Here is a 25,693-nt window from a genome sequence, read left to right as displayed (position 1 = left end):
ATGGAAAAGGTTGTAATTGTTGATGCCATCCGCACCCCGATGGGCCGTTCAAAAGGCGGTGCATTTCGCAATCTGCGTGCGGAAGATCTTTCCGCTCATCTGATGCGCGGCATTTTATCCCGTAATCCGGCGTTAGAAGCTGCTGCTCTGGATGACATTTATTGGGGCTGCGTGCAGCAGACGCTGGAGCAAGGTTTCAATATTGCGCGCAACGCCGCATTGTTGGCCGAAATTCCGCATTCTGTTCCCGCTGTAACGGTGAACCGTCTGTGTGGTTCTTCCATGCAGGCACTGCACGACGCGGCCCGTATGATTCAGACCGGTGATGCGCACGCCTGCCTGATTGGCGGTGTGGAACATATGGGCCACGTGCCGATGAGCCACGGCGTAGATTTCCATCCAGGCCTGAGCCGCAACGTCGCAAAAGCGGCGGGCATGATGGGATTGACCGCCGAAATGCTGTCCCGCATGCATGGCATTAGCCGTGAAATGCAGGATCAGTTTGCCGCGCGTTCACACCAACGTGCATGGGCAGCCACGGAAGCAGGCCACTTCAAAGCAGAAATCCTGCCGACCAGCGGCCACGACGCAGACGGTGTGCTCAAACGCTTTGATTACGATGAAGTCATTCGTCCGGAAACGACCGTTGAAGGTCTGGCTGCGCTTAAACCCGCCTTTGATCCGGTCAACGGAACCGTCACAGCGGGCACTTCTTCTGCGCTTTCCGATGGTGCATCAGCCATGTTGTTGATGAGCGAAACCCGCGCCAAAGAGTTAGGGCTGAAGATTCGCGCTTACGTTCGTTCTATGGCGGTAGTGGGCTGCGATCCATCAATTATGGGTTACGGCCCGGTTCCGGCCTCACAAATGGCGCTGAAAAAAGCGGGCCTGAGCGTCGCCGATATCGACCTGTTTGAGATGAACGAAGCCTTCGCCGCACAGATCCTTCCGTGTATTAAAGATCTGGGGCTGATGGATAAGATCGACGAGAAGATTAACCTCAACGGCGGCGCGATTGCATTGGGTCACCCGCTCGGCTGTTCCGGTTCTCGCATTAGTACTACGTTGTTAAATCTGATGGAGCGTCGCGATGCGCAGTTCGGCCTCGCCACCATGTGCATCGGATTAGGTCAAGGTATTGCCACTGTTATTGAACGAGTTTAGTTGCCGTATTTCCCGCCTGTCAGGGGCGGGTTTTTTTCTGTTTCGCTCAAAAACAAAAGCCACCGACTATGCGGTGGCCTGTCTGCTCGGTTTGCTCTTAAATAAACGCGAAAGCATCACCGAACATGCGATCGACGTTCGCACCACGTTCATTACAGAACAGGTCGCGCGCAATCTTCGCCATTTCAAAACGTCCGGCAATATAAATATCATGCCCGGCAAGCGTACCGTAATCCTGCATTACCGCCGCCAACACAGTGCCGGTGCGTCCGCGCCAGCCTTCTTCCGGTTGCTCAACAACGGCTTCAACACGCAAATGGGGATGCACAACCGACAGCGCTTCTAACTCAGACAAATCATACAGATGCTTGTCTTCACGGCCACCCCAGTAAATTGCGATTTCGCGCTGTGGATTACGCGCAAGCGCAGTCAGCAAAATCGAACGTACATAAGAGAATCCGGTGCCACCCGCAATCAGAATCAGTGGACGATCTTCGTCGTCACGCAGCCAGGCATCGCCGTGCGGAATATCAACAACGATTTCCTTCTCTTTCAGAATGCGGTCCATCACGGCCATGGCGTACAGATTAATCTCTGACGCACCAATGTGCAGTTCGATAAACTCATGGTCGCTCGGCGTGGACGCCATGGAGAACGGGCGTTTGTCGCGCTCATCCATCACCACCATCAAATACTGCCCGGCCTGAAAGGAGAACTTCGCTTCCGGCAGTAATCGAACGCGATATACCGTATCAGTTATCGCTTCTACCGAGGTCACTTTACAGCTTAAGGTTGTCATGCTTCCCCTCTGTCGGGTCAATAATGCAAAACGGTAAAATCCGCCGCTCAGGCGTTTTTACCGTCGTCGAAAATAGCCAGTTCATCCCAGATTGCATCGATACGCGCACATACTTCTGCATCTTTTTTAATAGGACGCCCCCACTCGCGCTGGGTTTCTCCCGGCCATTTATTGGTGGCATCCAGTCCCATTTTTGAGCCAAGCCCGGAAACCGGCGAGGCAAAATCCAGGTAATCAATTGGCGTGTTTTCTACCAGTACGGTATCACGCGCCGGATCCATACGCGTGGTGATAGCCCAAATCACATCGTTCCAGTCACGCGCGTTGACATCGTCATCGCAGACAATAACAAACTTGGTATACATAAACTGCCGAAGGAAAGACCAGACGCCCATCATTACGCGTTTGGCGTGGCCAGCGTATTGCTTCTTGATGGTGACAACCGCAAGACGATAGGAACAGCCTTCCGGCGGCAGATAAAAATCGACAATTTCCGGGAACTGCTTCTGCAAAATGGGCACAAACACTTCATTGAGTGCCACGCCGAGAACCGCAGGTTCATCCGGTGGCCGTCCGGTATAGGTTGAATGATAAATCGCATTCTGACGCTGAGTAATATGCGTCACGGTAAACACCGGGAAGTCATCTATTTCATTGTAGTAGCCCGTGTGGTCACCATAAGGCCCTTCCGGTGCCATTTCTCCCGGCTCGATATACCCTTCCAGCACAATTTCCGCGCTGGCAGGCACTTCGAGATCGTTAGAAATACACTTCACTACTTCGGTTTTTGTACCGCGTAGCAAACCGGCAAACGCATATTCTGACAGCGTATCAGGCACCGGCGTTACCGCGCCGAGAATGGTTGCCGGATCGGCACCCAGCGCAACAGAAACAGGGAAACGCTCACCCGGATGCTCAGCACACCACTCCTGGAAATCCAGTGCGCCACCGCGATGCGACAGCCAACGCATAATCAGTTTGTTTTTACCAATAAGTTGCTGGCGATAAATACCCAGATTCTGGCGCTCTTTGTGTGGCCCACGCGTTACCGTCAAACCCCAGGTAATCAGCGGGGCTGCATCTTCAGGCCAACATTGCATGATAGGGATGCGGGATAAATCGACCTCATCGCCTTCCCAAATTTGCTCCTGACAAGGGGCATTACGCAGCCGTTTGGTCGGCATATTCAGAACTTGTTTAAACTGCGGTAGTTTATCGAACAGGTCGCGGAAGCCTTTCGGCGGTTCCGGTTCTTTCAGGAAAGCAAGTAGCTTGCCGACTTCGCGTAGGGCAGAAACATCTTCTTGCCCCATTCCCATCGCAACACGTTTCGGCGTGCCGAACAGGTTGCACAGCACCGGCATGTCGTACCCTTTCGGGTTTTCAAACAGCAGCGCCGGGCCATTGGCTCGTAAAGTACGATCGGCAATTTCAGTCATTTCCAGGTACGGATCGACCGGCATTGCGATACGCTTTAGCTCGCCGCGTTGTTCAAGCAGTTCCAGGAAATCGCGTAGGTCGTGGTATTTCATGCAATTAATCGTAGTCAGGATTTTGCGGTCATTATACGGGCTTCATGCACTGCATGCTGTATTTTTGTTAATAACGCGTAAATGCTTGTCTGATAACCAAACAGCTAAGGGTTATACTTGTGCTGTCTATCCCTAATAACGGCCTTTTGTTATCCTTCTTCGGTTGATTAGGAAAAAGAGACATTATGGAATCCTGGTATCTGTTGTACTGCAAACGGGGTCAATTACTGCGGGCGCAAGAGCATCTTGAGCGTCAGGAAGTGAATTGCCTCACCCCGATGATCAAAATCGAAAAGATCGTGCGAGGCAAACGCACTGCGGTCGATGAACCACTGTTCCCGAATTATATGTTTGTTCAGTTTGACCCTGAAATTATTCATACCACCACGATACATTCAACGCGTGGTGTGAGTCATTTCGTACGCTTCGGCAGTCTTCCTGCCACCGTGCCGGCTGATGTGATTAACCAACTCATTAATCACCAACCAGAAAACGTCACTGACCCGGATACCCCTTACCAGGGCGATCGTGTGGTAATAACTGAAGGGGCATTCGAAGGGCTGGAAGCTATTTTTAGCGAGCCGGATGGTGAAGCCCGCTCCATGCTGCTGCTCAATCTCTTGAATAAACAAGTGATGCAGAGTGTGAAGAATACCGATTTCAAAAAGACATAAAAAAGGCCAGCGATTGCTGGCCTCTTATTTTATTCAAAACTAGCGCTGCATTTGCTCGTCATGCAACCACTGAGCCACGCGCTTAGAGAAATACGTCAGTATGCCGTCTGCACCCGCCCGTTTAAAGCACAATAGCGATTCCATAATCGCCGGTTTCTCTGCCATCCAACCGTTCTGAATCGCCGCCATATGCATCGCATACTCACCAGAAACCTGATAGGCAAAAGTCGGCACGCCGAAAGTGTCTTTCACACGACGAACCACGTCCAAATACGGCATACCCGGTTTTACCATCACCATATCTGCGCCTTCTTGCAGATCCTGCGCGACTTCCTGCAATGCCTCATCGCTATTGGCAGGGTCCATCTGATAGGTCTTTTTATTGCCGCCTTTCAGATTGCCAGAAGAACCAATCGCATCACGGAACGGGCCGTAATAGCAGGATGCATATTTCGCCGCGTAAGACATAATTTGGGTATTCACGAAACCATCAATTTCAAGCTGATCGCGGATGGCACCGATACGGCCATCCATCATATCGCTCGGCGCAATAATTTCAGCCCCGGCTTCTGCATGGGACAGCGCCTGGCGCACCAGAATCTCACGCGTAATATCATTGATAACATAACCGTCTTCGTCGATAACGCCGTCCTGACCGTGAGTGGTATAGGGATCAAGCGCGACATCGGTCAGTAAACCCAACTCTGGTACGGCATCTTTCAGGGCACGAACGGAGCGCTGAACCAGGCCATTTGGGTTATAAGCTTCTTCGGCATGCAATGATTTACCCGCGCTTTCAATCACCGGGAACAGCGACAACACCGGTACGCCCAGCTTAGCAACGGCTTCGGCTTCTTTGAGCAGCAAATCGATGGTCATGCGGTAAACACCCGGCATCGACGGCACTTCTTCCTGGCGGTTCTGACCTTCCATCACGAACACAGGGTAGATAAGGTCGTTAACCGTTAACTGATTTTCAGCAACCAAACGGCGGCTGAAATCGTGACGGCGGACGCGGCGCATACGGCGGCCAGGGAATGTACCGGGAAATGCATAACTCATTTACTTTCTCCTGATTTAAGCCAGCCGGAAAAGACGGCGGGCATTGTCATCTGTTACTTGTGCAAGCCAGGCGGGATCTTCTCCGCGCCATTGAGCTACCTTGTTCAGGATATGAGGCAAGTAGCAGGGTTCGTTCCGGCGGGATGCTGGTTTCGGTTTGAGATCCCGCGGTAACAAATAGGGGGCATCCGTTTCCAGCAGCAGTTGATGCGCTGGAATAATGGGTAGCAACTCACGTAACTCAAGACCACGGCGCTCGTCACAGACCCAACCGGTGATACCAATAAAAAGCCCGCGTGCCAGACATTCTCGTGCTTCATGTTCTGTTCCGGTAAAACAGTGCAGTACAACGCCCGGCAGCTTATCGAGCCACGGGTCAAGCAGAGTAATAAAACGTTCGTGTGCTTCACGGCAGTGTAAAAATACAGGCATCATGAGGTCTGCCGCCAGGGCCAATTGTGCGGTAAAAGCACGTTCTTGTTCAGCAGGCGTTGAGAAGTTACGGTTGAAATCCAGGCCACATTCACCGATCGCCACCACTTCAGTGGCACCCGCAAGTTCACGAATAGCCTCTGCCGTTTCGTCCTGCCACTGGCTGGCATCATGTGGATGAACACCTGCGGTAGACCAGCAACCGGGGTATTGTTGCGCCAGTAAAAGAGCCTGCTGGCTTTCATGAAGATTCGTACCCGTTAGCAACATACCGCTAACGCCCGCACGTTTTGCACGGGCAACCACATCCGCATGGTCTTTAGCAAACTGAGAGCTGGTTAGATTTACACCGATATCAAACATAGCGCCTTCCAAACGACGACCGCCCTAATGGGCGGTCTGAAATTATGACTCTTTTTTAGAGTGTTCGTCTTCTGTTTCTGGGCTGACACCCGGGTCTTCGTCTGCGTCTCTACGCCCTTTACCCACATAGAAACGAGAGAAAAATACGCCGACTTCAAACAGGCAGTACATCGGTATCGCCAGCAGCGTTTGTGAAAACACATCCGGCGGCGTTAAAAGCATACCTACGACAAACGCGCCGACCAGAATATATGGACGCTTTTTCTTCAGCCCTTCAGGGGTTGTAACCCCCATCCAGCACAGCAAAATAATGGCGACTGGAACTTCAAAGGCGACACCAAATGCCATAAACAGTGCCATGACAAAATCGAGGTATTTCGTTATGTCGGTAGACATCACGACCCCGATCGGCGCTGTTTTGGTCAGGAATCCGAACGCTAGAGGGAATACAACAAAATAGGCAAACGCGATGCCGATATAAAACAGCAGCGTACTTGAGAACAGCAGCGGCATAACCAGTTTGCGCTCGTGCTTATAAAGCGCGGGGGCAATAAACGCCCAGATCTGATAGAGAATCACCGGTGCCGACAAGAACACCGAGACATAGATCGTCAATTTAATGGGAGCAAAAAACGGTGATGCCACATCGGTAGCAATCATCGTTGACCCAACGGGCATCTGCTTAATCAGCGGCGCAGAGACGATTTGATAAATGTCGTTGGCGAAATAGACCAGTGCCAGGAAAATCACCAGCACGGCAATAATGCTGTTTAACAGTCGCTTACGCAGCTCTATCAGATGGGTGATGAGCGGTTGGGTATCTTCAACGGCCATGTTTACTGTTTATCACTCGAAGGTTGTGAAGGAGCTGGAGTTTTGACGGGTTCAACAACGGTTTGACTCTGGGGTTGAATCAACTCGTCAGAAACTTCGGCTGCCACAGGTGCAGGAACAGTTTCACCCGCAGGCGCTTGATCGGGCGAGCTTGCCTGATGCGCAGCCGTTGCTGGCGTCACGCCCTCATGGGTGTCTTTGGCATCTTTCACCAGCGGGTTATGGATGGTATGCGCCTCATCACTCGTCTTTTCAGGTTCAAGAGTATACGAGCGCTTCATCGATTCTGCTGCCTGACGCAGCTCATCCATTGATGCCTTTAGCTCTGGAGTGAGGTTATCCATGCTCGCCTTTTCAACCTTCTTCAGGCTGTCTTGCAGCTCCTGGATTTTCAGTTCCTGAACCAGTTCATTTTGCACGGTTGTTGCAAGCGAACGCAGCGCGCGTACCCAGCCAACAACCGTTTTCACGGCCACAGGTAACCGTTGTGGTCCGAGCACAATCAGACCAATCACGAATACCAGCAGCAGTTCACCGAAACCAATATCGAACACGGCTTACACCTGCTCTTTATCGTTGCTCTTTGCTTCGTCTTTTTTCACTTCACCAGGCTGCTTATCTGCGAGCGTTTTCGCCGTGAAGTCAGCATCCTGAACGGACTTATCTTTTTCTTTGTCTTCATCATCGCCCATCGCTTTTTTGAAGCCTTTGATGGATGCGCCCAAATCAGAGCCGATAGAACCAAGCTTCTTGGTGCCGAAAAGCAGAATGACGATGACGGCAATGATCAACAATTGCCAAATACTGATACCACCCATAATGTTGCCTCAAATCACAGTGATGAATAGATAACGGCCTGTATTGTACCGCACGTTGTCCGTTAAAAACGATTAAAAACAAATCAGGCTGAACGTCGCCAGCCAATCAACCAGACGACAATGCCACCGGCCATTAACCAGGCGGGCATAAACTCCCATTCTGGTTTATTAATCAACAGCAGCGTGCCACTCAATAACAGCGTGGCCCCAATGCCAAACAGATAGCGTGATTGCGCCTGGCGCACCTGGTTACGTTGCAAATCACGCGTTATTTTATCAACACTGTGCTGCAAGAGCTTACCCTGGCGCAAACTGTCGTACATGAGTTCTGGCAGTTCTGGCATTTTTTCTATCCAGAACGGCGCTTTTTCTTTGAAAGAGCGAATCAGAGCAGGAATACCCACCTGATCCTTGATCCAACTTTCCAGGAAAGGTTTGGCAGTTTTCCACAAATCTAACTGGGGATAAAGCTGTCTTCCAAGGCCTTCAACGTAAAGAAGTGTCTTTTGCAGCAAGACTAGCTGTGGCTGCACTTCCATATTGAAACGCCGCGCCGTATTGAACAGATTTAACAGCACATGGCCAAAGGAAATTTCTGCCAGCGGCTTCTCAAAGATAGGTTCACAGACCGTACGAATAGCAAACTCAAAATCTTCAACGTTTGTATCGGGCGGTACCCAGCCTGAATCGACATGGAGCTCGGCGACCTTGCGATAATCGCGGTTAAAGAAGGCGATAAAGTTTTCAGCCAGATAGCGCTTATCTTCTTTATTTAGCGAACCGACGATCCCACAGTCGATACCAATATACTGCGGGTCCTCAGGATGATCGTAGCTGACAAAAATATTGCCCGGATGCATGTCAGCATGGAAGAAGCTATCGCGGAATACCTGGGTGAAAAACACCTGTACACCGCGTTCTGCCAACAGTTTCATATTGGTGCCCTGCTCATGGAGCATTGCAATATCAGAAACAGGAATCCCGTAAATTCGTTCCATAACCATCATCTCCTGACTGCAATAGTCGGAGAAGACTTCAGGCACATACAGCATTGGGCTGTCTTCAAAATTGCGGCGTAATTGGATGGCGTTGGCCGCTTCACGCAGAAGATTCAGCTCATCAATTAAGGTCTTTTCGTATTCACGCACCACTTCCAATGGACGCAAACGGCGACCATCAGGTAATAGACGTGGTACCCAACGTGCGAGACGGTAGATGAGTTTCATATCCGCTTTAATGACCGGAAGGATATCAGGACGAATAACCTTGATAACCACTTCGCGGCCATTTTCTTTCAGACGAGCGGTATGAACCTGGGCAATGGAAGCCGATGCCAGCGGTTTTATATCGAAATCATCAAACCAGGCTTCAACGGGCAATCCACCCATCGCTTGTTCGATTTGTTTCTTCGCTAATGCACCATCAAAAGGCGCCACACGGTCCTGCAACATCGCGAGTTGATCGGCAATTTGCGGCGGGAAGAGGTCTCGGCGGGTTGAGAGCATTTGCCCGAACTTAATCCAAACCGGCCCAAGCTCCTGCAACGCCAGGCGTAAGCGTTCCCCAAGAAGTTTATCTTTGTGACGATTTGGCATCCAGAAAAGCATGCGCCGCCAGATGCGCAGCGGCAGCGTAATACGAACCCGGGGAATCAGCTCATCCAGACCGTAGCTGAGAAAAGTGCGGATAATAAAATAGAGGCGACGAATTTCTCCAGGCGTCATTTGTTCTCCAGTTTGTCCAGTCGCGCAATGAGTGCGTCAACTTTACGTTCGACTGCTGCCGTTTCCTCGGCAAACCATGCGACTTCAAGCGCACCCGGAGCCATTTTCCACTCTTCGGTAATGGCTTCTGACAAGTATTGCTGATTACGGGCAAAACCTTTTTTGAACAGCTTACTGCCACCGCGAATGAACTTACTGATGCCTTCGGCGGCAATGTCACCGATATAAGGCGCAAGCAATTCAGCAGGATCAAATTCGGCAAGATCCATCAGTGAAACCCAATTCTGGACCACCTGAAGATCGCCTTCCACTTCCAACTCACCGCTACGAATCAGCGCCGTTAGCTGCTGTCTGTCACGCAGTTTTGGCAGCGTGCTCAATCCGGTTTTTACCAGGCAATCCGCCTCGCCTTCCCATTGGCCCAGCACATCAATTTGCTGTTCGCTAAAGACCAAAACGATTGGCGAAGTGAACTCCTTGAGTTCAACACGCAATACCTTACCCACTAAGCGCTGACGCGCCGCTTTCAAACCCCGGTCACGCCAGAGAAATGTGTTGAGGATATTTTCAATTCCGGCAGTGATCAGTGGCGTACCTGAAGAAAGCAGTAATGGCATCACGAACTCCCTGTCAGAATTTATAGCCACGGTGCAGAGCCACCACACCTGCGGTCAGGTTGAAGTAAGTGGTATTTTCGAAACCAGCGTCTTCCATCATAGCTTTCAACGTATCTTGATCCGGGTGCATACGAATAGACTCTGCCAGATAACGATAGCTTTCAGCATCCTGCGCAACGATCTCACCGATACGCGGCAGAATATGGAATGAGTAGGCGTCATATGCCTTGCTCAGCGGTTCAATAATCGGTTTGGAAAATTCCAGCACCAGCAGGCGACCACCTGGCTTTAATACGCGATACATTGAACGCAGGGCTTTCTCTTTATCCGTCACATTACGCAGACCGAAAGAGATCGTGATGCAATCAAAGAAATTATCCGGGAAAGGCAGGGCTTCAGCGTTAGCCTGAACATAGTTCACGTTACCCACCACACCGATGTTGCGCAGTTTTTCGCGCCCCATTTTCAGCATTGAATCGTTGATATCCGCCAGAACCACTTCACCCGTTTCGCCAACCAGACGGGAGAATTTAGCCGTTAAATCACCGGTACCTCCCGCTAAGTCCAGCACACGCTGGCCGCGACGAACACCACTGCAATCAATGGTAAAACGCTTCCAGATGCGATGGATGCCAAATGACATTAAGTCATTCATCACGTCGTATTTTGCGGCCACAGAGTGGAACACATTAGCGACCATATCGGCCTTTTGTTCTTTCGCTACAGTGCGGAAGCCAAAGTGTGTTGTTTCCTGGGATTCTTCAACCATCTCAATGCCTGCTTATCCAAAAAATGTTTGTGAAGTGTAACAGAATGAGGCCTAAAGCCCTATGCTTCATAGCCGCGAGCATTAACCTGGACTTAACGCTCACCAACAATACGTCGGTTTTCTAAACTGTTATCCGTGTTCTTTTCTTCGTCGTTTTCATGAGCCTGACGTTCGATCTTTTCATCATCTTCAAGCCTGGCCTGCTCGACTAAATCTGGATTAATCTCACGTTTAACCTCGACCCCCAGGCCACGAAACGCATCGGCCTGGATGAGAATATTGCCACGCCCCGTAGAGAGCTTTTTCATCGCCTGCCGATAGTTATCCTGTGCTTTATCGAGACTTTGACCCATCGCCGACATGTCATCAACAAAGAGGCGCATTTTGTCATACAGCCGACTGGCGCGTTCGGCAATTTGTTGCGCATTACGACTTTGGTGCTCATAACGCCACAAATTAGCAACCGTCCTTAACGCCACTAGCAAAGTCGTAGGGCTAACCAGCATGATGTTATTTTTGAGTGCTTCACTGATTAACTCAGGCTGACGATCGATAGCCAGTAAAAAAGCAGGTTCGACGGGAATAAACATCAGCACGTAATCAAGCGAACGCAGCCCTGGCAACTGCTGATAGTCTTTGCGGCCCAACATCCTGATGTGATTACGCACAGCCGCAATATGTTCGTTGAGCGCACTTTCGCGGGTGAGATCATCGTCACCGTTGTAATAACGCTCATAGGCCACTAGCGTCATCTTGGCATCGATAACCACGTCTTTTCCCTGCGGCAAACGCACGATAACGTCAGGCTGCATGCGGCTATTATTTTCGAGCTGAATATTCACCTGCGTTTCGTATTCATAACCTTCGCGTAAACCAGAGGCTTCCAGCACTCTCGTCAGTACAACCTCCCCCCAGTTACCCTGCGTTTTGTTATCCCCTTTCAAGGCTCTGGTGAGGTTCAGCGCCTCTTGCGCCATTTGGGCATTCAACTGCTGGAGGTTACGGATTTCATAGGTTAGCGTGTGTCGCTCGCGGGCTTCCTGGCCAAAACTTTCCTGAACCTGGCGGCGAAAACCGTCCAGTTGCTCGCGCAATGGCGATAGTAAGCCATTCAAACTTTGGCGGTTTTGTTCTTCAACTTTGCGGCCACTCTGCTCAAAAATACGGTTGGCGAGGTTTTCAAACTGTTCGCTCAGACGCTGTTCGCTATTAAGCATCTGGCGATGTTTGTCGTCAGCATTAAGACGGGTTTGTTCCAGAAGCGTGGAGAGTTCGCGGATGTCCGCTTCCTGCGCGCTGTTAATCTCAAGCTGAGTGCGCAATTCACGGTTAAGTTGCTCGCACTCTTCTTTCCAGTGCTGGTTTTGCTGCAACTCCTGCCGCGCAGCAGTCAGTTCCCCGTAGATTTCTCGTTGTTCTTCATACAGTGCGGATTGCCGCTGTGCTGCCCGCAAACTTGCCAGCAACCAGCCAGTCAGAACACCAACCAGCGCAATACCGATTCCGAATAAAATAGAAATATCCACAGTCACTCCCACAAGCCATGCCGGACATCAGCAAAATAAAATTCTGCTGTATAAATGTCCAGATGAAAAGGGATTTCCTGCGAGGTGTTACGCAAAGCGTAAAAATTAAGCCGGCTTGCACCGGCTTTGGGGGAATTAGATTAAGCGACGAGCCGCTTCCACAACGATTTGTACCGCATGGCTTTCGGTTTTCTTCATGGTTTCAGCATTCGGTATCTCTTGCTGGGTGCGGTTTACAATCACACCAGCAACCATACCCGCACGCAGACCCTGGCTTGCGCACATGGTCAGAAGGGTAGCGGATTCCATCTCATAGTTCATCACGCCCATCTGCTGCCACTCTTCCATAGAACCTTTGTAGCGGCTCACTACGCGGCCTGAAAAGGTGTCATACCGCTCCTGGCCCGGGTAGAAAGTATCTGAAGATGCTGTCACGCCAACGTGTGTGGTCGCGCCGATAGATTTCGCAGCTTCAACCAACGCAGTGGTACACGCAAAATCAGCAACCGCAGGGTATTCCAGCGGTGCGAAATGCAGGCTGGCACCATCAAGACGAACAGAAGCTGTGGTCACCAGAACATCACCAACATTGATGTGCGGCTGAATCGCACCAGTTGTCCCAATACGCAGGAAAGTACGAATACCCAGTTGAGCTAACTCTTCCACCGCAATAGAAGTAGACGGGCCGCCAATACCGGTAGAGCACACGATTACCGGCTTGCCGTCTAACTCTGCACGCCAGGTAGTAAATTCACGGTGGGCAGCCAGTTTGACTGGCTTGTCCATCAGCACAGCGATTTTTTCAACTCGTTCAGGATCGCCCGGGACGATGGCAAGCGTTGCCCCTTGTAGATCGCTTTTAGTGAGGCCGAGGTGAAAAACATCAGACTTGGACATAACAGACTCCTCTGTTGAATAGGTTGGCTTGTGCCGCAAAGAGGTACTCTACAGAACCCCTGGAAAGAATTTCGTGACGCATTTCACTTTGAATGAAACAAGTTACATTACTTTCAATTTCATTGGTGACGCAGATCGCAAATATATAACCATCTGTTCATTAATCCACCAATGCGCCCGCAACTCGAAGTATGACAGGGAAAAGCTATAGTTAACGCACTGCGCTAATACTGGTAAGGAGAATGCCAATGAAAGAACAACACCTCACAGGTCAATCGCCGGGCGGGCGTTTTGCACAAGCGGCCTCCCCTGTTGCTTCGACCGTATTGCATACCTCGGATGAGGCCATTCTGGCGGGGGAAACGTCGATTCCGACGCAGGGCGAGAATATGCCTGCTTACCACGCGCGGCCAAAAGGCGCTGAAGGCTCTTTACCCATCGTAATAGTGGTGCAGGAAATTTTCGGCGTACATGAACATATTCGCGATATTTGCCGCCGTCTGGCGCTGGAAGGGTACCTGGCCATTGCGCCAGAACTCTATTTTCGCCAGGGCGATGCGAATGATTTTACTGATATTCCCACTCTGTTCAGCGAGCTGGTATCGAAAGTCCCCGATGCGCAGGTGCTTGCGGATTTGGACCACGTCGCTAACTGGGCGGCAAGAAACGGCGGTGATGCACATCGCCTGATGATAACGGGCTTTTGTTGGGGCGGACGAATTGCCTGGTTGTACGCCGCGCACAATCCACAGCTGAAAGCCGCAGTAGCGTGGTATGGCAAATTGGTCGGCGAAAAATCCCTTAATTCACCACACCATCCTGTCGATATCGCCATTCATCTGAACGCGCCGGTACTGGGTCTTTATGGCGGGCAGGACACGGGGATTTCCCAGGAAAGCGTGGAAACCATGCGCCATGCGTTGCGAGCCGCAAATGCCAATGCAGAAATCATCGTCTACCCGGAAGCGGGCCACGCCTTTAATGCAGATTACCGCCCAAGCTACCATGCCGATTCAGCCAAAGACGGCTGGCAACGGATGCTGGCCTGGTTTTCCCGCTTCGGGGCAGGAAAGTAAGCTTCGACCCATAAATCCAGCCAGGCTCTCACTATCACGACAATTCTTTCGTCGCTGGCTGGGTTTTTATCTCAACTTTTTTGTAGCATCGCCGCCGCACGCTCAGATGGAATGGGAAATAGTCTCCAGACTTTATATTTATGTCAAACATCCCAGGCACCATATATTTTATCGATAATTAGATAACTTGCCATTAACTTTATCAATGGCACGAATGATGACAATAAAAAAACACATCCCTTTATTATTATGAATAAATTTTCAGCCGTTGTTTACATGGTAAAGGGAATGAATCATGAGAAAACCGCGTTCAAAACCAGCAAACTATGTCGATTATTTACGAGGCGACCAAACATTTAGCACTTTTCCCAGTATGAATCCGATGCAACGAGATATGGCGATGATGAATGGGAAATTCATTACTGAAAGCCGTTACATCATGTTGCTCACCCTCGATGAAGCCCAAGACGTTTTAGACGAACTTCTCGGCAGAATAGATAAGTTCTTCAGCTACAAAGCAGGCCCAGGAAATATTAAAGACGGTTTGGATGGCTTCCGCACCCTGAGCAGATTGACGACCTATAACAATGGAGTGGGTAATCTTATTTTCAATTTTAGATCGTTAAGCATCCGAGCCATCAAATACTCTCACAACGGCATAGATCACATAAAAATAACCGGTTATCCCGCGATGCGCCGTATTTTGAATGGCACACGCTATAGCCTGCGTAACCCGCAAATACTGGAAATGGCAATTGGCATGCGCGGCCTTGCCGGTTCAATTATTAAAGGCACTAAGTTTTGTATTTGCTGTTCACTTGCCTGGCGAGCGGTCGAGTTAATTTTAAATATGATTACCACATCGTTGATTTTTTGGTTGATGTGACTATGGATGTGGCGAAAGCTATTGTTGCTGGGGTGGTGATTGGTGTTGTGGGTGGATTTTTAACTTTGGCTACCGCCCCTGTTGTTTTTACCATTTCTTTAGTTATTGGAATAGGTATTCTTCTTAACATCCAGTTAAATAATTTAGATGATGAATTTCATTTATCAGCTAATCTAAAAGTAAAACTACATAACGCGCTATCAGAGGAGCATCGGATGAAGGAATGGAATCAGCTGCATTCATCCACACTTTTCAATTTCTTGGTTAATACTTCGGACTGAAAATGAGCAGAGATATTGTTTTACAATGGCTATTATATCGAGGCGCCGCAATTGTAATGATAACTATTATGTTCGCTGCTATTTATTTTAGTTCAGAGTCCATAGATTATCTGCACTCCTTATATACCCATAGAAATATTATAGTCTACAACACTAAAGCTGTTGCTGGAGCGACCGGAGTTCCTGTCTATATCTACGGTATATGCATAAGCCTTCGAGTACTATTTACGAAAGGTGTAAAACCACCGACCACCCAAACACCAGTTGGTCGCATTCTTGGAGCATTCTGTACGATCATTACTGTTACAGGAATGATAACTGCATTCATTATACCCATCGGTTTGATGTTTTCACCTTATAGTAATTGTCCGCAGGATAAACTCGGTGACTATTATGTTACCGATTTAAAACTCTGTGATACCATAAACAACAATCGCATCACTAAAGCATCAGAATAATAACATGAATAAAGAAAATACTATTTCGCAATGGTTATTGCACAAAGGTGTGGCTGTATTTCTTTTGGTGATAATGTCTTATATCGTTTTATGACATTATATATGATGGTACATTGTATGAAGTGCAGTCATTAATAAATCACGGCAATATAATAAAAATCCACCGTCAAAGCATTGCTGCTTTAAGTGGCACTCCCATTTTCATCTATTTTATATTTTTCTCACTCCGAACATTATTTAAAAAATGAATTACACCATCGAAAAAACTTTCATGCACAGGCCTTGCCTGGGGGTCTTTTGGGGTAATAGTATTTATGCTGGGATTTATAGCCTCATTCCTTCTCCCCTTTGGTTTAATAGCGAAGAGGCAGTGCCGAGTATCCACTGAGTGACCCGCTTTTCTTTTGTGGTTCGGGTTAGACCCGTTCATAGGGCTTAATCAAAATGCAGGGCCACTTTACTGAATGAAAGTGACCCTGATTTTATTAAGCGTTACGCAAGTTCTGCGCAGCCTTCACCATGTTCGCCAGAGCCTGACGGGTTTCCGGCCAGCCGCGAGTTTTCAGGCCGCAGTCCGGGTTCACCCATAAGCGCTCTGCCGGAACACTTTCAGCAGCTTTCTTCAGAAGCGCTTCAATCCACTCCACGCTCGGGACGTTTGGCGAGTGAATGTCATACACACCCGGGCCGATTTCGTTCGGGTATTCGAACTCTTTAAACGATTCCAGCAAATCCATATCAGAACGAGAGGTTTCGATGGTAATCACGTCTGCATCCAGCGCCGCGATGGAGTCCATGATGTCGTTGAACTCGCAGTAACACATGTGAGTGTGGATCTGCGTGTCGTCGCGCACGACGGCGGCATTCAGGCGGAAGGCTTCCACGCCCCACTCCAGATACGCCTGCCAGTCGGAACGGCGCAGCGGTAAACCTTCACGCAGGGCCGGTTCGTCAATCTGAATGATACCGATACCTGCCGCTTCCAGATCCGCGACTTCATCACGCAGTGCCAGCGCGATTTGTTTGGCGATAGTTTCGCGGCTCACGTCTTCGCGTGGGAATGACCAGCAGAGAATCGTTACCGGGCCGGTCAACATGCCTTTTACCGGTTTAGTGGTCAGAGATTGCGCGTATTTCGCCCATTCTACGGTGATCGCTTCCGGACGGCTGATATCGCCAATCACAACCGGCGGTTTCACGCAGCGTGAACCGTAGCTCTGCACCCAGCCGTTTTGGGTAAAGACGAAACCGTCGAGGTGTTCACCGAAGTATTCCACCATGTCGTTACGCTCGGCTTCGCCGTGAACCAGCACATCCAGACCTAAACGCTCTTGCTCCACCACAGCCTGCTTAATATGTTCCGCGATGCCGGTACGATAGTTTTTGGCATCCAGATTTCCCTTTTTGAAGTCCAGGCGCAGGCCACGGATCTCTGTAGTTTGCGGGAAGGAACCGATAGTCGTCGTCGGCCATGCTGGCAGATTAAAGCGCTGGCGCTGGGCATTTGCACGTTCAGTGTAAGCACTCTGGCGCTGGCTATCCTGCACGGTAATGGTCGCAAGGCGTTTTTCTACGGCGGCATTGTGTACGCGCTGTGAATGACGGCGGGCCTGAATCGGTGCGCTCCATTCCACCAGTTTTTCAGTATTGCCGCTGTTTAGCGCTTCGGTCAGGAGTGACAACTCGGCACATTTCTGCAGGGCGAAGGCAAACCAGCTTTTTACTTCTGCATCCAGACGAGTTTCCACGCTCAGGTCGATCGGGCTGTGCAGCAGGGAGCAAGAAGAGGCGACCCAAAGTTCGCGCAGGCCAGCCACATCACGCAATTGCTGGTATTTCTCCGTCAAATCGGCCCGCCAGACGTTACGGCCATTAATTACACCGGCAGATAACAGCCACTCAGCGGGTAATTTTTGGTGGATCGCATTGATGTCATCTTTACCGTGAACGAAGTCAACATGCAGACCCTGAACCGGCAGCGCGGTAATGGTATCCAGGTTTGGCGTCACGCCTTCAAAATAGGTGGTCAGCAGCAGTTTAACGTTGCCTGCCAGCGCATCGTAAGCCGGTTTAAACGCATTCAGCCACTCCTGCGGCAGCTCCAGCACCAGTGCAGGTTCGTCAATTTGAACCCACTCAACACCGCGTTTTGCCAGTTCCGCTAGCACCTGCTGGTAAACCGGAAGAATGTCTTTCAGCAGGCTCAGGCGGTCGAACTGCTCGCCTTTTACTTTGCCAAGCCACAGGTAAGTCACCGGACCAAGCAGTACAGGTTTTACGTTGTGCCCCAAAGCCAGGGCTTCGTCCACTTCATCCAGAAGCTGGGTCCAGGTCAGTTTGAACTGCTGGCCTTTGGTAAATTCTGGCACCATGTAGTGGTAGTTGGTGTTAAACCATTTGGTCATTTCAGCGGCTGCGGCTGGCTCACCGGTAGGTGCGCGGCCACGGCCAATACGGAACAGAGTGTCGATATCCACGCAGCCGTCCGCGTTCTGATGACGAGCCGGCACATTGCCAAGCAGCAAGCTGGTAGTCAGAACGTGATCGTACCAGGCGAAATCGCCCACCGGCAGTAATTCAACGCCAGCCTCTTTTTGTTGTTCCCAGTGGCGAGCACGCAGTTCGCGGCCCACCGCCAGTAATTCTTCCTGAGTGGAGTTACCCGCCCAGTAACTTTCTTGTGCTTTTTTCAGTTCGCGACGCAGGCCAACACGAGGGAAACCGAGGGTATGATTTTTAATCGTCATTTTTTCTGCCTCTTTAATTTATGGGTTCCAGATGGATTTAGCCGTCCAGATGTTTACACATCTATAATCAGCAGGTACTGTATATTCCTCAAGCGCAATTTGCTCATGCCGAAGTGAAGGACTTTCATGATCGAGATAAAACATCTGCGGACGCTCCAGGCGTTACGAAATTGCGGCTCATTAGCCGCCGCTGCTGCCGCGTTGCATCAGACCCAATCGGCCCTCTCCCATCAATTCAGCGATCTGGAGCAGCGGCTTGGGTTCCGCCTGTTTGTCCGTAAAAGTCAGCCATTGCGTTTTACTCCGCAGGGGGAAGTGTTGCTGCAACTGGCAGAACAAGTGCTGCCGCAGATAACCCGCGCGCTCCAGGCTTGCAACGAACCACATCAGACCACGCTGCGTATCGCCATCGAATGCCATAGCTGTATTCAGTGGCTCACGCCTGCGCTTGAGAACTTCCACAAAACCTGGCCGCAGGTCGATCTGGATTTCAAATCTGGCGTGACGTTTGACCCGCAACCCGCGCTGCAGCAAAGCGAGCTGGATATTGTTCTGACTTCAGACATTCTTCCGCGCAGCGGCCTGCACTATTCGCCGATGTTTGATTATGAAGTGCGCCTGGTGCTGGCGACGGATCACCCGCTGGCGAATAAAACGCGCATTGAGCCCGAAGATTTGAGCAGCGAAACATTGTTGATTTATCCGGTGCAGCGCCAGCGTCTGGATATCTGGCGTCACTTCCTGCAACCGGCAGGCGTTAGCCCGTCGCTGAAAAGTGTCGATAACACGCTGCTGCTGATTCAGATGGTGTCGGCGCGCATGGGCATTGCCGCGCTGCCGCATTGGGTGGTGGAGAATGTGGAGCGCCAGGGTTTAGTGGTTACAAAAACCCTGGGCGAAGGACTGTGGAGCCGGTTGTACGCTGCCGTGCGCGATGGCGAGCAGCGTCAACCTGCCACGGAAGCGTTTATTCGCTCGACGCGCTCACACGCTTGCGAGCATCTACCGTTTGTGCGGAACGCGGAGCGACCCAACGGCGATGCACCCACAGCGAGGCCATTATCACCGTCCCACCTATGATGAAGCTCGGCCAGTGGGGCTGCTCTTGCCAGATAGCGAGATTTACCAGCAGCCCCGCCGGAACATGCATGTTATTCATGATGCCCAATGTGCCCGCATCCACCTGCGTTGCACCGTAGTTCCACATGAAGTAACCCAGGCCCGACGCCACAACGCCCAGCCACACGAGGATCCCCCATTGCAGGTTGGTGGTCGGGAGTTTTTGTGGATTCCCCAGTGCAAACCATGCAATCACTGCCACGATAAACGCCCCGAGATAAAACCATGAGAATGCACTGTGCTGCGGCATAGGACGCGTTTCCATCAGGCGTTTGTAGCCCACCATACCGATAGCGAAGCAGATGTTCGCCGCCTGCACCAGCAAGAGACCAATCCAGAAGTGATCGCTCACTTTGTCGTAGCGAATAATCGCCGCGCCAATGACCGCCAGCCCGGCACTTAATGCGTAGCCCCAGCGCAGTTTATTCCCACTCAGCAAATCATAAATGAGCGTGACGTACAGCGGCGTCATTACCGTGAACAGCAGGAACTCCGAAACGGTGAGATACAGGTATGCCTGGAAGCTAAACAGGTACATCACACCGAGTTGCAGGGCACCCACCAGCATATACAGCAGCAGTGTTTTTAGGCTGTGTCCCTTAACACGCAGGAACGGCAAAAACACCAGCGCCGCAAGGCCAACGCGCATCAGTACTGAAAAATAGCTGTCGACATGCCCGGCAAGGTATTCGCCAATCAGGCTAAAGGAAAAGGCCCACAGAATAGTGGTGATGATGAGTAACGGCACGATGAGTTCTCTACAACAGGCAATTTTTTACCATTGTAGCGAAGGTGGTTGGCGGGGGTTTATTTATTTGGTTTACGAGTGGCGATTTATTCGCCACTCAATGACAGGAAATCAGTCTTTACCGAGGAACATCTTACGCAGGTAATGCGGAACGGCGTTATCGGCGTTGGTACCGATGACTTCCAGCTCTGGCAGCAAATCCTTCAGACGCTGATGGGCATTGCCCATAATGCAACCTTTGCCCGCCATGCTCAGCATTTCGGCATCGTTCATGCCGTCGCCAAAGGCGATACACTCTTTCAGGCTGTAACCCATCGCCTTAGATACCGCTTCCAGCGCGTGGCCTTTGGATACACCGCCCGCCATCACTTCCAGGCACGTCAGCGTCGAGAAGCTGACGTTCACGCGGTCACCCCAACGGGCGATCAGTGCTTGCTCAAGCGGCAGCAGTTTTTCGTGAGAATCACAGGTGAAGAACACTTTACTGACGCCATCCGCTTCCAGCAAACCAGGTTCAAACAGACTGTAGTTAAACACCGCTTCTTTAAAATATTTCATCTCTTCCGGGCGATGGCGGTTCATAAACCATTGGTCGCCGCGATAGACGTTGGTGACGATATCTTCGCTGGTATGTACTACGCCAAACAAATCCTGGGCGATATCACGATCGAGGTCGTGGCTGAATACCAGGTTGCCGTCGGTATCATGCACGCGCGCGCCATTAGAGGTGATCATGTAGGCTTTAATTTCGAGATTATCGCGAATTTGCCCCACGTCGATATGGTGACGGCCTGTTGCGAAGACGAAATGAACACCTTCTGCGGTGAGCAGTTTCAGCGTTTCTTTAGCATACGGAGTAAGAAGGTGATCGGGGGACAGCAACGTGCCATCTAAGTCAGACGCAACGACTTGGTACATAGGATTTTTAGACCTCGGTGTTAAATTCAGATTAATTATGCCTATCAAAAAACGCGATGATGGCATTCAGCGCTTCGGTTCGCATATCGTCCTTTTCGAACAGGATCTCATGATACGCCCCGTTTATGACGTAAGGTTTCTCCCCCTCACAAGGGTTGCCCGCCGCGGCTCTAAGTTCACAGAATTGGTCATGTGCGCGATTATCAACAACGCGCTCCTCTTCTGCCTGCAGGATAAAAATCGGCGTGGTAATGGCAGTGGCTCCTGCTATCACCTTTTCTCCTGCGAGTATTCCTTCTCTGACCCAGTGATTCGTTGGCCCGCCGACCCGCAATGCTGGCTCGTCTGCATAAAAACGCAGATTGCGGCGGTAACGTTCACGGCTATGGGTCAGGACATTAACGCTAAATGGTAGTGCGCGCCAGCGGCCTGTTCCGATTGCGTATCCTTCACGAATACGCTGGTGGCCCTCCGCCCAGTCAAGGATGTGGCGCACCATCCAGTCTGGCCACCGCAGGGCGATGCCGAACATCGGGGCACACAGCGCAACTGCATCAAAGCATTGTGAGTTTTTCTCAAGCCAGAGCGTGGTGATTGCCCCACCCATAGAGTGCGCCAGAGCATAGCGTTTTCTCCAGGGGCCGTTCGCCACTTCGTGCTGATAAAAGCGGTCAAAATCGTCGACATAGTCGCTAAATTTCGCCACATGGCCGCGATGTGAATCCGAAAGCAATCGACCAGAACGCCCCTGGCCCCGATGGTCGATAATTAAAACGTCGAAGCCGCAGTGGAATAAGTCATACGCCAGTTCGGCATATTTAACATAGCTTTCGATACGACCGGGGCAAACAACAATCACCCTGTCGTGATTCTGCGCGCGAAACCGTACGTAGCGTACCGGCACTTCGTCGACGCCTGAAAATTCGCACTCTTCACGTTTACGCCAGAAGTCCATCAACGGACCCGTGGTGAAAGCCGCAAAGGCATTTTCCCTGTTTGACCATCCATTTTTATGCGGAGTCATATCGCTTTTTTGTGATTCGTAGCACGCTCATCAACAATAGCGTATTGTGGCATAAAAGTGTTCGATCAGGGAATTTCACATGAGCGTCGAGTGGTGGTTAACCTATCTTCTGACAACAATAATTTTAAGTTTGTCGCCGGGGTCCGGGGCGATAAATACCATGACAACCGCCATCAGCCATGGCTATCGCGGTGCTGCAGCATCTATTGCCGGGCTACAAACCGGGCTGGCGATACATATCGTTTTAGTGGGGATTGGCCTGGGCGCACTGTTTTCACGCTCGCTTTTGGCTTTTGAAATTCTGAAATGGGCTGGCGTGGCTTATTTAATCTGGCTTGGCATTCAACAATGGCGTGCTGCGGGTGCCATTGACCTGAACTCACTTGCCACTGCCCAACCACGTAGTCGTCTGTTTAAGCGGGCGGTATTTGTGAATCTCACCAACCCTAAAAGTATTGTTTTCCTGGCCGCACTTTTCCCACAGTTTATCGCGCCGCATCAGCCACAGGCTGCACAGTATTTAGTGCTCGGCGTGACCACGGTGGTGGTCGATATTATTGTGATGATTGGCTATGCCACGCTTGCAACTCGTATTGCCGCCTGGATTAAAGGGCCGCGTCAGATGAAAGCCCTGAACCGCGTGTTTGGTTCGTTGTTCATGCTGGTTGGCGCACTCCTTGCCGGAGCACGCCAGGCATAAAAAGTTTAGCGGGAAATGATCAGGTGGATGCCGAATCCGGCAAATAATGCCCCTGCAACACCGTCAATCCACTTCGCAAGGCGCTGATAACCTCGGCGCATTTGCGGTAACGCGAACAAACTGGCAACCACGGTAAACCAGGCCAGAGTTTCCAGTGAAATCAACACAAAAAGACCCCAACGCTCGGCGCTGCCAACGTTATCGCCAACAAAAAGCGAGAACACGCTGCCGAAGTAAATAATCGCTTTCGGGTTGGCCAGATTAGTCAGTAAACCTTTCATAAAGCTGCGACCGCTGCGAGCCAGTTCAACGCTCGGCGCCTGTTCAGACGGTTTCTCTTTCTTCAGCGCGCCACGCAACATCTGATAACCCATCCAGCACAGATACAGCCCGCCGCCGACCATAATGATGTTATGCAGCCACGCCATTTTTTCGAGAATCAGGTGTAAGCCCAGCAATGCCACGCCTGACCAGATCATGACCCCCATGGTAATCCCAAGCACGCCCATCATCGCTTCTTTGCGGGAGCGGCTTACGGCTGTCTGGGAAACAAAGAAAAAGTCTGGGCCGGGGCTTAACAGGGCAACAAGATGCACCAGTGCCACCGTGAGGAATAGCATCAACATAATCGGTAACTCGCGGGATAATTTTTCAGTGAACTTTCATCCTGCCACGTTCGGGCAGGACTGGCTACTACTCATCTTCGCCATCGACATGGCTGCGAATAAGTGCCATAAATTCACGCCCAAAGCGTTCCAGCTTGCGCGTGCCAACCCCGTTCACTCCCAGCATTTCCCCCGGCGACAACGGCATTTGCTCCGCCATTTCAATCAACGTGGCATCGTTAAACACTACATACGGTGGAATATTTTCTTCATCGGCAATGGCTTTACGCAGTTTGCGGAGTTTGGCAAACAGCTTGCGATCGTAGTTGCCGCCAAACGATTTCTGGCTGGTGCTACGCGATTTGATTGCCACCACTCGCGGCACCGCAAGCATCAATGGCTCTTCACCGCGCAAAAACGGACGAGCCGCTTCCGTCAGTTGCAGCGCAGAGTGCTGGGCAATGTTTTGCGTCACTACGCCGAGGTGGATCAACTGCCGAATGACGCTGACCCAATGCTCGTGCGTCTGATCGCGGCCAATACCATAGACAGGTAATTTGTCGTGCTGCAAATCGCGAATACGCTGGTTATTAGCGCCACGTAAAACCTCCACCACGTAGCCCATACCAAAGCGCTGATTGACGCGATAAATACAGGAGAGCGCTTTTTGCGCGTCCACCAGCCCGTCATAACGGCGCGGGGGATCGAGGCAAATATCGCAGTTGCCGCAAGATTGCTGGCGCCCCTCACCAAAGTAATTCAGTAGCACCAGGCGACGACAGGTTTGTGCCTCTGCAAATGCACCCATCGCATTGAGTTTGTGCCGCTCAATATCCTGCAATTGCCCGACGGGTTTTTCTTCAAGGCATTTACGCAGCCAGGCCATATCCGCCGGATCGTAAAATAACATCGCTTCCGCAGGCAGGCCGTCACGCCCCGCACGCCCCGTTTCCTGGTAGTAAGATTCGATATTGCGCGGGATGTCGAAGTGCGCCACAAAGCGCACGTTAGGTTTGTTGATACCCATACCGAAGGCAACGGTCGCGACCACGATTTGCAGGTCATCGCGCTGGAATTTTTCCTGCACTTCCGCACGCACCTGGTGCTCAAGCCCGGCGTGATAAGCACCTGCGCTGATGCCTTTGCTTTGAAGGCGCGCGGCGGTGTCTTCAACTTTGGCACGGCTATTACAGTAAATAATGCCGGATTTCCCGCGCTGCTCTTGCACGTAGCGCATCAGTTGATCGAGGGGTTTAAATTTCTCCATCAACATGTAGCGAATGTTCGGGCGGTCAAAACTGCTGACCTGGATTAACGGGTCGTGCAGGCCTAAAAGGCGGACAATATCGGCGCGCGTAGTGTCGTCTGCCGTTGCCGTCAGTGCGATAAACGGCACTGCAGGCAGGCGCTGACGCAGTTGACCCAGTGCGGCATATTCAGGGCGGAAGTCGTGGCCCCATTGTGAAATGCAGTGCGCTTCATCAACGGCCACCATCGAGAGATGCCACTGGCTGATTTGGTCGATGAAGTTGTCCATCATCAACCGCTCAGGGGCGATATAAAGCAGGCGGATTTGGCCGGTGCGACAACCGGCAAAAACGTCCTGCTGCTGCTCGCGGCTTTGCGTCGAGTTAAGACACGCCGCCGCAACACCGTTCGCCAGCAGTTGATCCACCTGGTCTTTCATCAGGGAAATCAGCGGTGAGACCACAACGGTCAGACCGCCAAATACCAACGCCGGAATTTGATAGCAAAGAGATTTTCCGCCGCCGGTCGGCATGACCACCAGGCAGTCGCGCCCTTCCAGCACCGTTTCGATGATGGTTTCCTGACCCGGGCGGAACTGTTGATAGCCAAAGGTATCTTGCAAAACCTGTCTGGCCAGCACTGCCTGATCGATTACTTCCGCCTGTGTCACGC

General features: G+C 51.1%; 26 protein-coding genes. 8 read left to right on the top strand and 18 right to left on the bottom strand.

What is annotated here, in order from left to right; all coding sequences use genetic code 11:
* A complete protein-coding gene (gene fadA, locus AB1E22_RS10545) occupies positions 1 to 1,164 on the top strand; it encodes an acetyl-CoA C-acyltransferase FadA (protein WP_367595285.1) in 1,164 nt (387 codons plus the stop codon).
* 97 nt (positions 1,165 to 1,261) lie between these two features.
* Here the strand turns inward: fadA and fre are convergent, their stop codons facing one another.
* Complete coding sequence (fre, locus tag AB1E22_RS10540; protein WP_367595284.1) at positions 1,262 to 1,963, bottom strand: NAD(P)H-flavin reductase; 702 nt, start codon at positions 1,961 to 1,963, stop codon at positions 1,262 to 1,264.
* A gap of 47 nt (positions 1,964 to 2,010) precedes the next feature.
* Positions 2,011 to 3,504, bottom strand: coding sequence for a 4-hydroxy-3-polyprenylbenzoate decarboxylase (ubiD, locus tag AB1E22_RS10535; RefSeq protein WP_367597361.1), 1,494 nt, complete (start codon positions 3,502 to 3,504; stop codon positions 2,011 to 2,013).
* A 176-nt stretch (positions 3,505 to 3,680) separates the two neighbouring features.
* Here ubiD and rfaH point away from each other — a divergent pair, with 176 nt between their 5' ends.
* Complete coding sequence (rfaH, locus tag AB1E22_RS10530) at positions 3,681 to 4,169, top strand: transcription/translation regulatory transformer protein RfaH (RefSeq protein WP_367595283.1); 489 nt, start codon at positions 3,681 to 3,683, stop codon at positions 4,167 to 4,169.
* A 39-nt stretch (positions 4,170 to 4,208) separates the two neighbouring features.
* On the opposite strand, the gene hemB is transcribed toward rfaH, so the two are convergent.
* The 10 genes from hemB to udp form a co-directional block, all read right to left on the bottom strand.
* Entirely contained in the window at positions 4,209 to 5,231 is a 1,023-nt protein-coding gene (gene hemB, locus AB1E22_RS10525; RefSeq protein ID WP_367595282.1) for a porphobilinogen synthase, read from the bottom strand.
* A 15-nt stretch (positions 5,232 to 5,246) separates the two neighbouring features.
* Positions 5,247 to 6,038 carry a 3'-5' ssDNA/RNA exonuclease TatD gene (gene tatD / locus AB1E22_RS10520; RefSeq protein ID WP_367595281.1) on the bottom strand — a complete coding sequence of 264 codons (792 nt, stop codon included), beginning with the start codon at positions 6,036 to 6,038 and terminating at the stop codon, positions 5,247 to 5,249.
* 30 nt (positions 6,039 to 6,068) lie between these two features.
* A complete protein-coding gene (gene tatC, locus AB1E22_RS10515; protein WP_367595280.1) occupies positions 6,069 to 6,860 on the bottom strand; it encodes a Sec-independent protein translocase subunit TatC in 792 nt (263 codons plus the stop codon).
* Positions 6,861 to 6,862: 2 nt separating this feature from the next.
* Complete coding sequence (tatB, locus tag AB1E22_RS10510) at positions 6,863 to 7,414, bottom strand: Sec-independent protein translocase protein TatB (RefSeq protein WP_367595279.1); 552 nt, start codon at positions 7,412 to 7,414, stop codon at positions 6,863 to 6,865.
* A gap of 3 nt (positions 7,415 to 7,417) precedes the next feature.
* Entirely contained in the window at positions 7,418 to 7,678 is a 261-nt protein-coding gene (gene tatA / locus AB1E22_RS10505) for a Sec-independent protein translocase subunit TatA (RefSeq protein WP_367595278.1), read from the bottom strand.
* A gap of 83 nt (positions 7,679 to 7,761) precedes the next feature.
* Positions 7,762 to 9,402, bottom strand: coding sequence for a ubiquinone biosynthesis regulatory protein kinase UbiB (ubiB, locus tag AB1E22_RS10500; RefSeq protein ID WP_367595277.1), 1,641 nt, complete (start codon positions 9,400 to 9,402; stop codon positions 7,762 to 7,764).
* Complete coding sequence (ubiJ, locus tag AB1E22_RS10495; RefSeq protein ID WP_367595276.1) at positions 9,399 to 10,019, bottom strand: ubiquinone biosynthesis protein UbiJ; 621 nt, start codon at positions 10,017 to 10,019, stop codon at positions 9,399 to 9,401. The genes ubiB and ubiJ overlap by 4 nt, the downstream gene beginning before the upstream one ends.
* A 13-nt stretch (positions 10,020 to 10,032) precedes the next feature.
* Positions 10,033 to 10,788 (bottom strand): bifunctional demethylmenaquinone methyltransferase/2-methoxy-6-polyprenyl-1,4-benzoquinol methylase UbiE, encoded by a 756-nt coding sequence (ubiE, locus tag AB1E22_RS10490; protein ID WP_367595275.1) that lies wholly within the window; start codon positions 10,786 to 10,788, stop codon positions 10,033 to 10,035.
* A 92-nt stretch (positions 10,789 to 10,880) separates the two neighbouring features.
* Positions 10,881 to 12,314, bottom strand: a complete 1,434-nt coding sequence (gene rmuC, locus AB1E22_RS10485; protein WP_367595274.1) for a DNA recombination protein RmuC — start codon at positions 12,312 to 12,314, stop codon at positions 10,881 to 10,883.
* 135 nt (positions 12,315 to 12,449) lie between these two features.
* Positions 12,450 to 13,211 (bottom strand): uridine phosphorylase, encoded by a 762-nt coding sequence (gene udp / locus AB1E22_RS10480; RefSeq protein WP_367595273.1) that lies wholly within the window; start codon positions 13,209 to 13,211, stop codon positions 12,450 to 12,452.
* A 248-nt stretch (positions 13,212 to 13,459) separates the two neighbouring features.
* Here udp and AB1E22_RS10475 point away from each other — a divergent pair, with 248 nt between their 5' ends.
* From AB1E22_RS10475 to AB1E22_RS10460, 4 genes are all read left to right on the top strand, one after another.
* Entirely contained in the window at positions 13,460 to 14,287 is an 828-nt protein-coding gene (locus AB1E22_RS10475; protein ID WP_367595272.1) for a dienelactone hydrolase family protein, read from the top strand.
* Between the two features lie 295 nt (positions 14,288 to 14,582).
* Positions 14,583 to 15,173: a hypothetical protein gene (locus AB1E22_RS10470; protein ID WP_367595271.1), complete on the top strand. Its 591-nt coding sequence runs from the start codon at positions 14,583 to 14,585 to the stop codon at positions 15,171 to 15,173.
* Between the two features lie 2 nt (positions 15,174 to 15,175).
* Positions 15,176 to 15,454: a hypothetical protein gene (locus tag AB1E22_RS10465; protein WP_367595270.1), complete on the top strand. Its 279-nt coding sequence runs from the start codon at positions 15,176 to 15,178 to the stop codon at positions 15,452 to 15,454.
* A gap of 2 nt (positions 15,455 to 15,456) precedes the next feature.
* A complete protein-coding gene (locus AB1E22_RS10460) occupies positions 15,457 to 15,912 on the top strand; it encodes a hypothetical protein (RefSeq protein WP_367595269.1) in 456 nt (151 codons plus the stop codon).
* Between the two features lie 485 nt (positions 15,913 to 16,397).
* On the opposite strand, the gene metE is transcribed toward AB1E22_RS10460, so the two are convergent.
* Positions 16,398 to 18,659, bottom strand: a complete 2,262-nt coding sequence (gene metE, locus AB1E22_RS10455; protein WP_367595268.1) for a 5-methyltetrahydropteroyltriglutamate--homocysteine S-methyltransferase — start codon at positions 18,657 to 18,659, stop codon at positions 16,398 to 16,400.
* A 126-nt stretch (positions 18,660 to 18,785) separates the two neighbouring features.
* Between metE and metR the strand changes: the two genes are divergently transcribed.
* Positions 18,786 to 19,739 carry an HTH-type transcriptional regulator MetR gene (metR, locus tag AB1E22_RS10450; protein WP_367595267.1) on the top strand — a complete coding sequence of 318 codons (954 nt, stop codon included), beginning with the start codon at positions 18,786 to 18,788 and terminating at the stop codon, positions 19,737 to 19,739.
* Here metR and AB1E22_RS10445 read toward each other — a convergent pair.
* The 3 genes from AB1E22_RS10445 to pldB all read right to left on the bottom strand — a co-directional run bounded on the left by AB1E22_RS10445 (position 19,627) and on the right by pldB (position 22,468).
* Positions 19,627 to 20,526 (bottom strand): carboxylate/amino acid/amine transporter, encoded by a 900-nt coding sequence (locus AB1E22_RS10445; RefSeq protein ID WP_367595266.1) that lies wholly within the window; start codon positions 20,524 to 20,526, stop codon positions 19,627 to 19,629. The two genes, metR and AB1E22_RS10445, sit on opposite strands and share 113 nt — an antisense overlap.
* Positions 20,527 to 20,637: 111 nt before the next feature.
* Positions 20,638 to 21,444, bottom strand: coding sequence for a sugar/pyridoxal phosphate phosphatase YigL (gene yigL / locus AB1E22_RS10440; RefSeq protein ID WP_367595265.1), 807 nt, complete (start codon positions 21,442 to 21,444; stop codon positions 20,638 to 20,640).
* A gap of 31 nt (positions 21,445 to 21,475) precedes the next feature.
* Positions 21,476 to 22,468 carry a lysophospholipase L2 gene (gene pldB, locus AB1E22_RS10435; protein ID WP_367595264.1) on the bottom strand — a complete coding sequence of 331 codons (993 nt, stop codon included), beginning with the start codon at positions 22,466 to 22,468 and terminating at the stop codon, positions 21,476 to 21,478.
* A 79-nt stretch (positions 22,469 to 22,547) separates the two neighbouring features.
* On the opposite strand from pldB, the gene rhtB reads away from it, so the two are divergent.
* The gene (gene rhtB, locus AB1E22_RS10430; RefSeq protein ID WP_367595263.1) at positions 22,548 to 23,168 is read left to right on the top strand and encodes a homoserine/homoserine lactone efflux protein; all 621 of its coding nucleotides are present in this window, start codon (positions 22,548 to 22,550) and stop codon (positions 23,166 to 23,168) included.
* A gap of 5 nt (positions 23,169 to 23,173) precedes the next feature.
* Here the strand turns inward: rhtB and rhtC are convergent, their stop codons facing one another.
* Together rhtC and recQ are read right to left on the bottom strand one after the other, a co-directional pair.
* A complete protein-coding gene (gene rhtC / locus AB1E22_RS10425; RefSeq protein ID WP_367595262.1) occupies positions 23,174 to 23,794 on the bottom strand; it encodes a threonine export protein RhtC in 621 nt (206 codons plus the stop codon).
* 67 nt (positions 23,795 to 23,861) lie between these two features.
* Positions 23,862 to 25,691, bottom strand: a complete 1,830-nt coding sequence (recQ, locus tag AB1E22_RS10420) for an ATP-dependent DNA helicase RecQ (RefSeq protein WP_367595261.1) — start codon at positions 25,689 to 25,691, stop codon at positions 23,862 to 23,864.
* Positions 25,692 to 25,693 lie beyond the last annotated feature (2 nt).

Source organism: Buttiauxella gaviniae, from assembly GCF_040786275.1.
GTDB lineage: Bacteria > Pseudomonadota > Gammaproteobacteria > Enterobacterales > Enterobacteriaceae > Buttiauxella > Buttiauxella gaviniae_A.
Note: the sequence above shows the minus strand (reverse complement) of the source record. Positions and strands in the feature narration are given on the sequence as shown.

Bases quoted from the DNA above. Each gene is read 5' to 3' on its own strand.
- fadA (WP_367595285.1), top strand. From the start codon at position 1: ATGGAAAAGGTTGTAATTGTTGATGCCATCCGCACCCCGATGGGCCGT.
- fre (WP_367595284.1), bottom strand. From the start codon at position 1,963: ATGACAACCTTAAGCTGTAAAGTGACCTCGGTAGAAGCGATAACTGAT.
- rfaH (WP_367595283.1), top strand. From the start codon at position 3,681: ATGGAATCCTGGTATCTGTTGTACTGCAAACGGGGTCAATTACTGCGG.
- hemB (WP_367595282.1), bottom strand. From the start codon at position 5,231: ATGAGTTATGCATTTCCCGGTACATTCCCTGGCCGCCGTATGCGCCGC.
- tatC (WP_367595280.1), bottom strand. From the start codon at position 6,860: ATGGCCGTTGAAGATACCCAACCGCTCATCACCCATCTGATAGAGCTG.
- tatA (WP_367595278.1), bottom strand. From the start codon at position 7,678: ATGGGTGGTATCAGTATTTGGCAATTGTTGATCATTGCCGTCATCGTC.
- ubiB (WP_367595277.1), bottom strand. From the start codon at position 9,402: ATGACGCCTGGAGAAATTCGTCGCCTCTATTTTATTATCCGCACTTTT.
- ubiJ (WP_367595276.1), bottom strand. From the start codon at position 10,019: ATGCCATTACTGCTTTCTTCAGGTACGCCACTGATCACTGCCGGAATT.
- ubiE (WP_367595275.1), bottom strand. From the start codon at position 10,788: ATGGTTGAAGAATCCCAGGAAACAACACACTTTGGCTTCCGCACTGTA.
- udp (WP_367595273.1), bottom strand. From the start codon at position 13,211: ATGTCCAAGTCTGATGTTTTTCACCTCGGCCTCACTAAAAGCGATCTA.
- AB1E22_RS10475 (WP_367595272.1), top strand. From the start codon at position 13,460: ATGAAAGAACAACACCTCACAGGTCAATCGCCGGGCGGGCGTTTTGCA.
- AB1E22_RS10470 (WP_367595271.1), top strand. From the start codon at position 14,583: ATGAGAAAACCGCGTTCAAAACCAGCAAACTATGTCGATTATTTACGA.
- AB1E22_RS10465 (WP_367595270.1), top strand. From the start codon at position 15,176: ATGGATGTGGCGAAAGCTATTGTTGCTGGGGTGGTGATTGGTGTTGTG.
- AB1E22_RS10460 (WP_367595269.1), top strand. From the start codon at position 15,457: ATGAGCAGAGATATTGTTTTACAATGGCTATTATATCGAGGCGCCGCA.
- metE (WP_367595268.1), bottom strand. From the start codon at position 18,659: ATGACGATTAAAAATCATACCCTCGGTTTCCCTCGTGTTGGCCTGCGT.
- metR (WP_367595267.1), top strand. From the start codon at position 18,786: ATGATCGAGATAAAACATCTGCGGACGCTCCAGGCGTTACGAAATTGC.
- yigL (WP_367595265.1), bottom strand. From the start codon at position 21,444: ATGTACCAAGTCGTTGCGTCTGACTTAGATGGCACGTTGCTGTCCCCC.
- pldB (WP_367595264.1), bottom strand. From the start codon at position 22,468: ATGACTCCGCATAAAAATGGATGGTCAAACAGGGAAAATGCCTTTGCG.
- rhtB (WP_367595263.1), top strand. From the start codon at position 22,548: ATGAGCGTCGAGTGGTGGTTAACCTATCTTCTGACAACAATAATTTTA.
- rhtC (WP_367595262.1), bottom strand. From the start codon at position 23,794: ATGTTGATGCTATTCCTCACGGTGGCACTGGTGCATCTTGTTGCCCTG.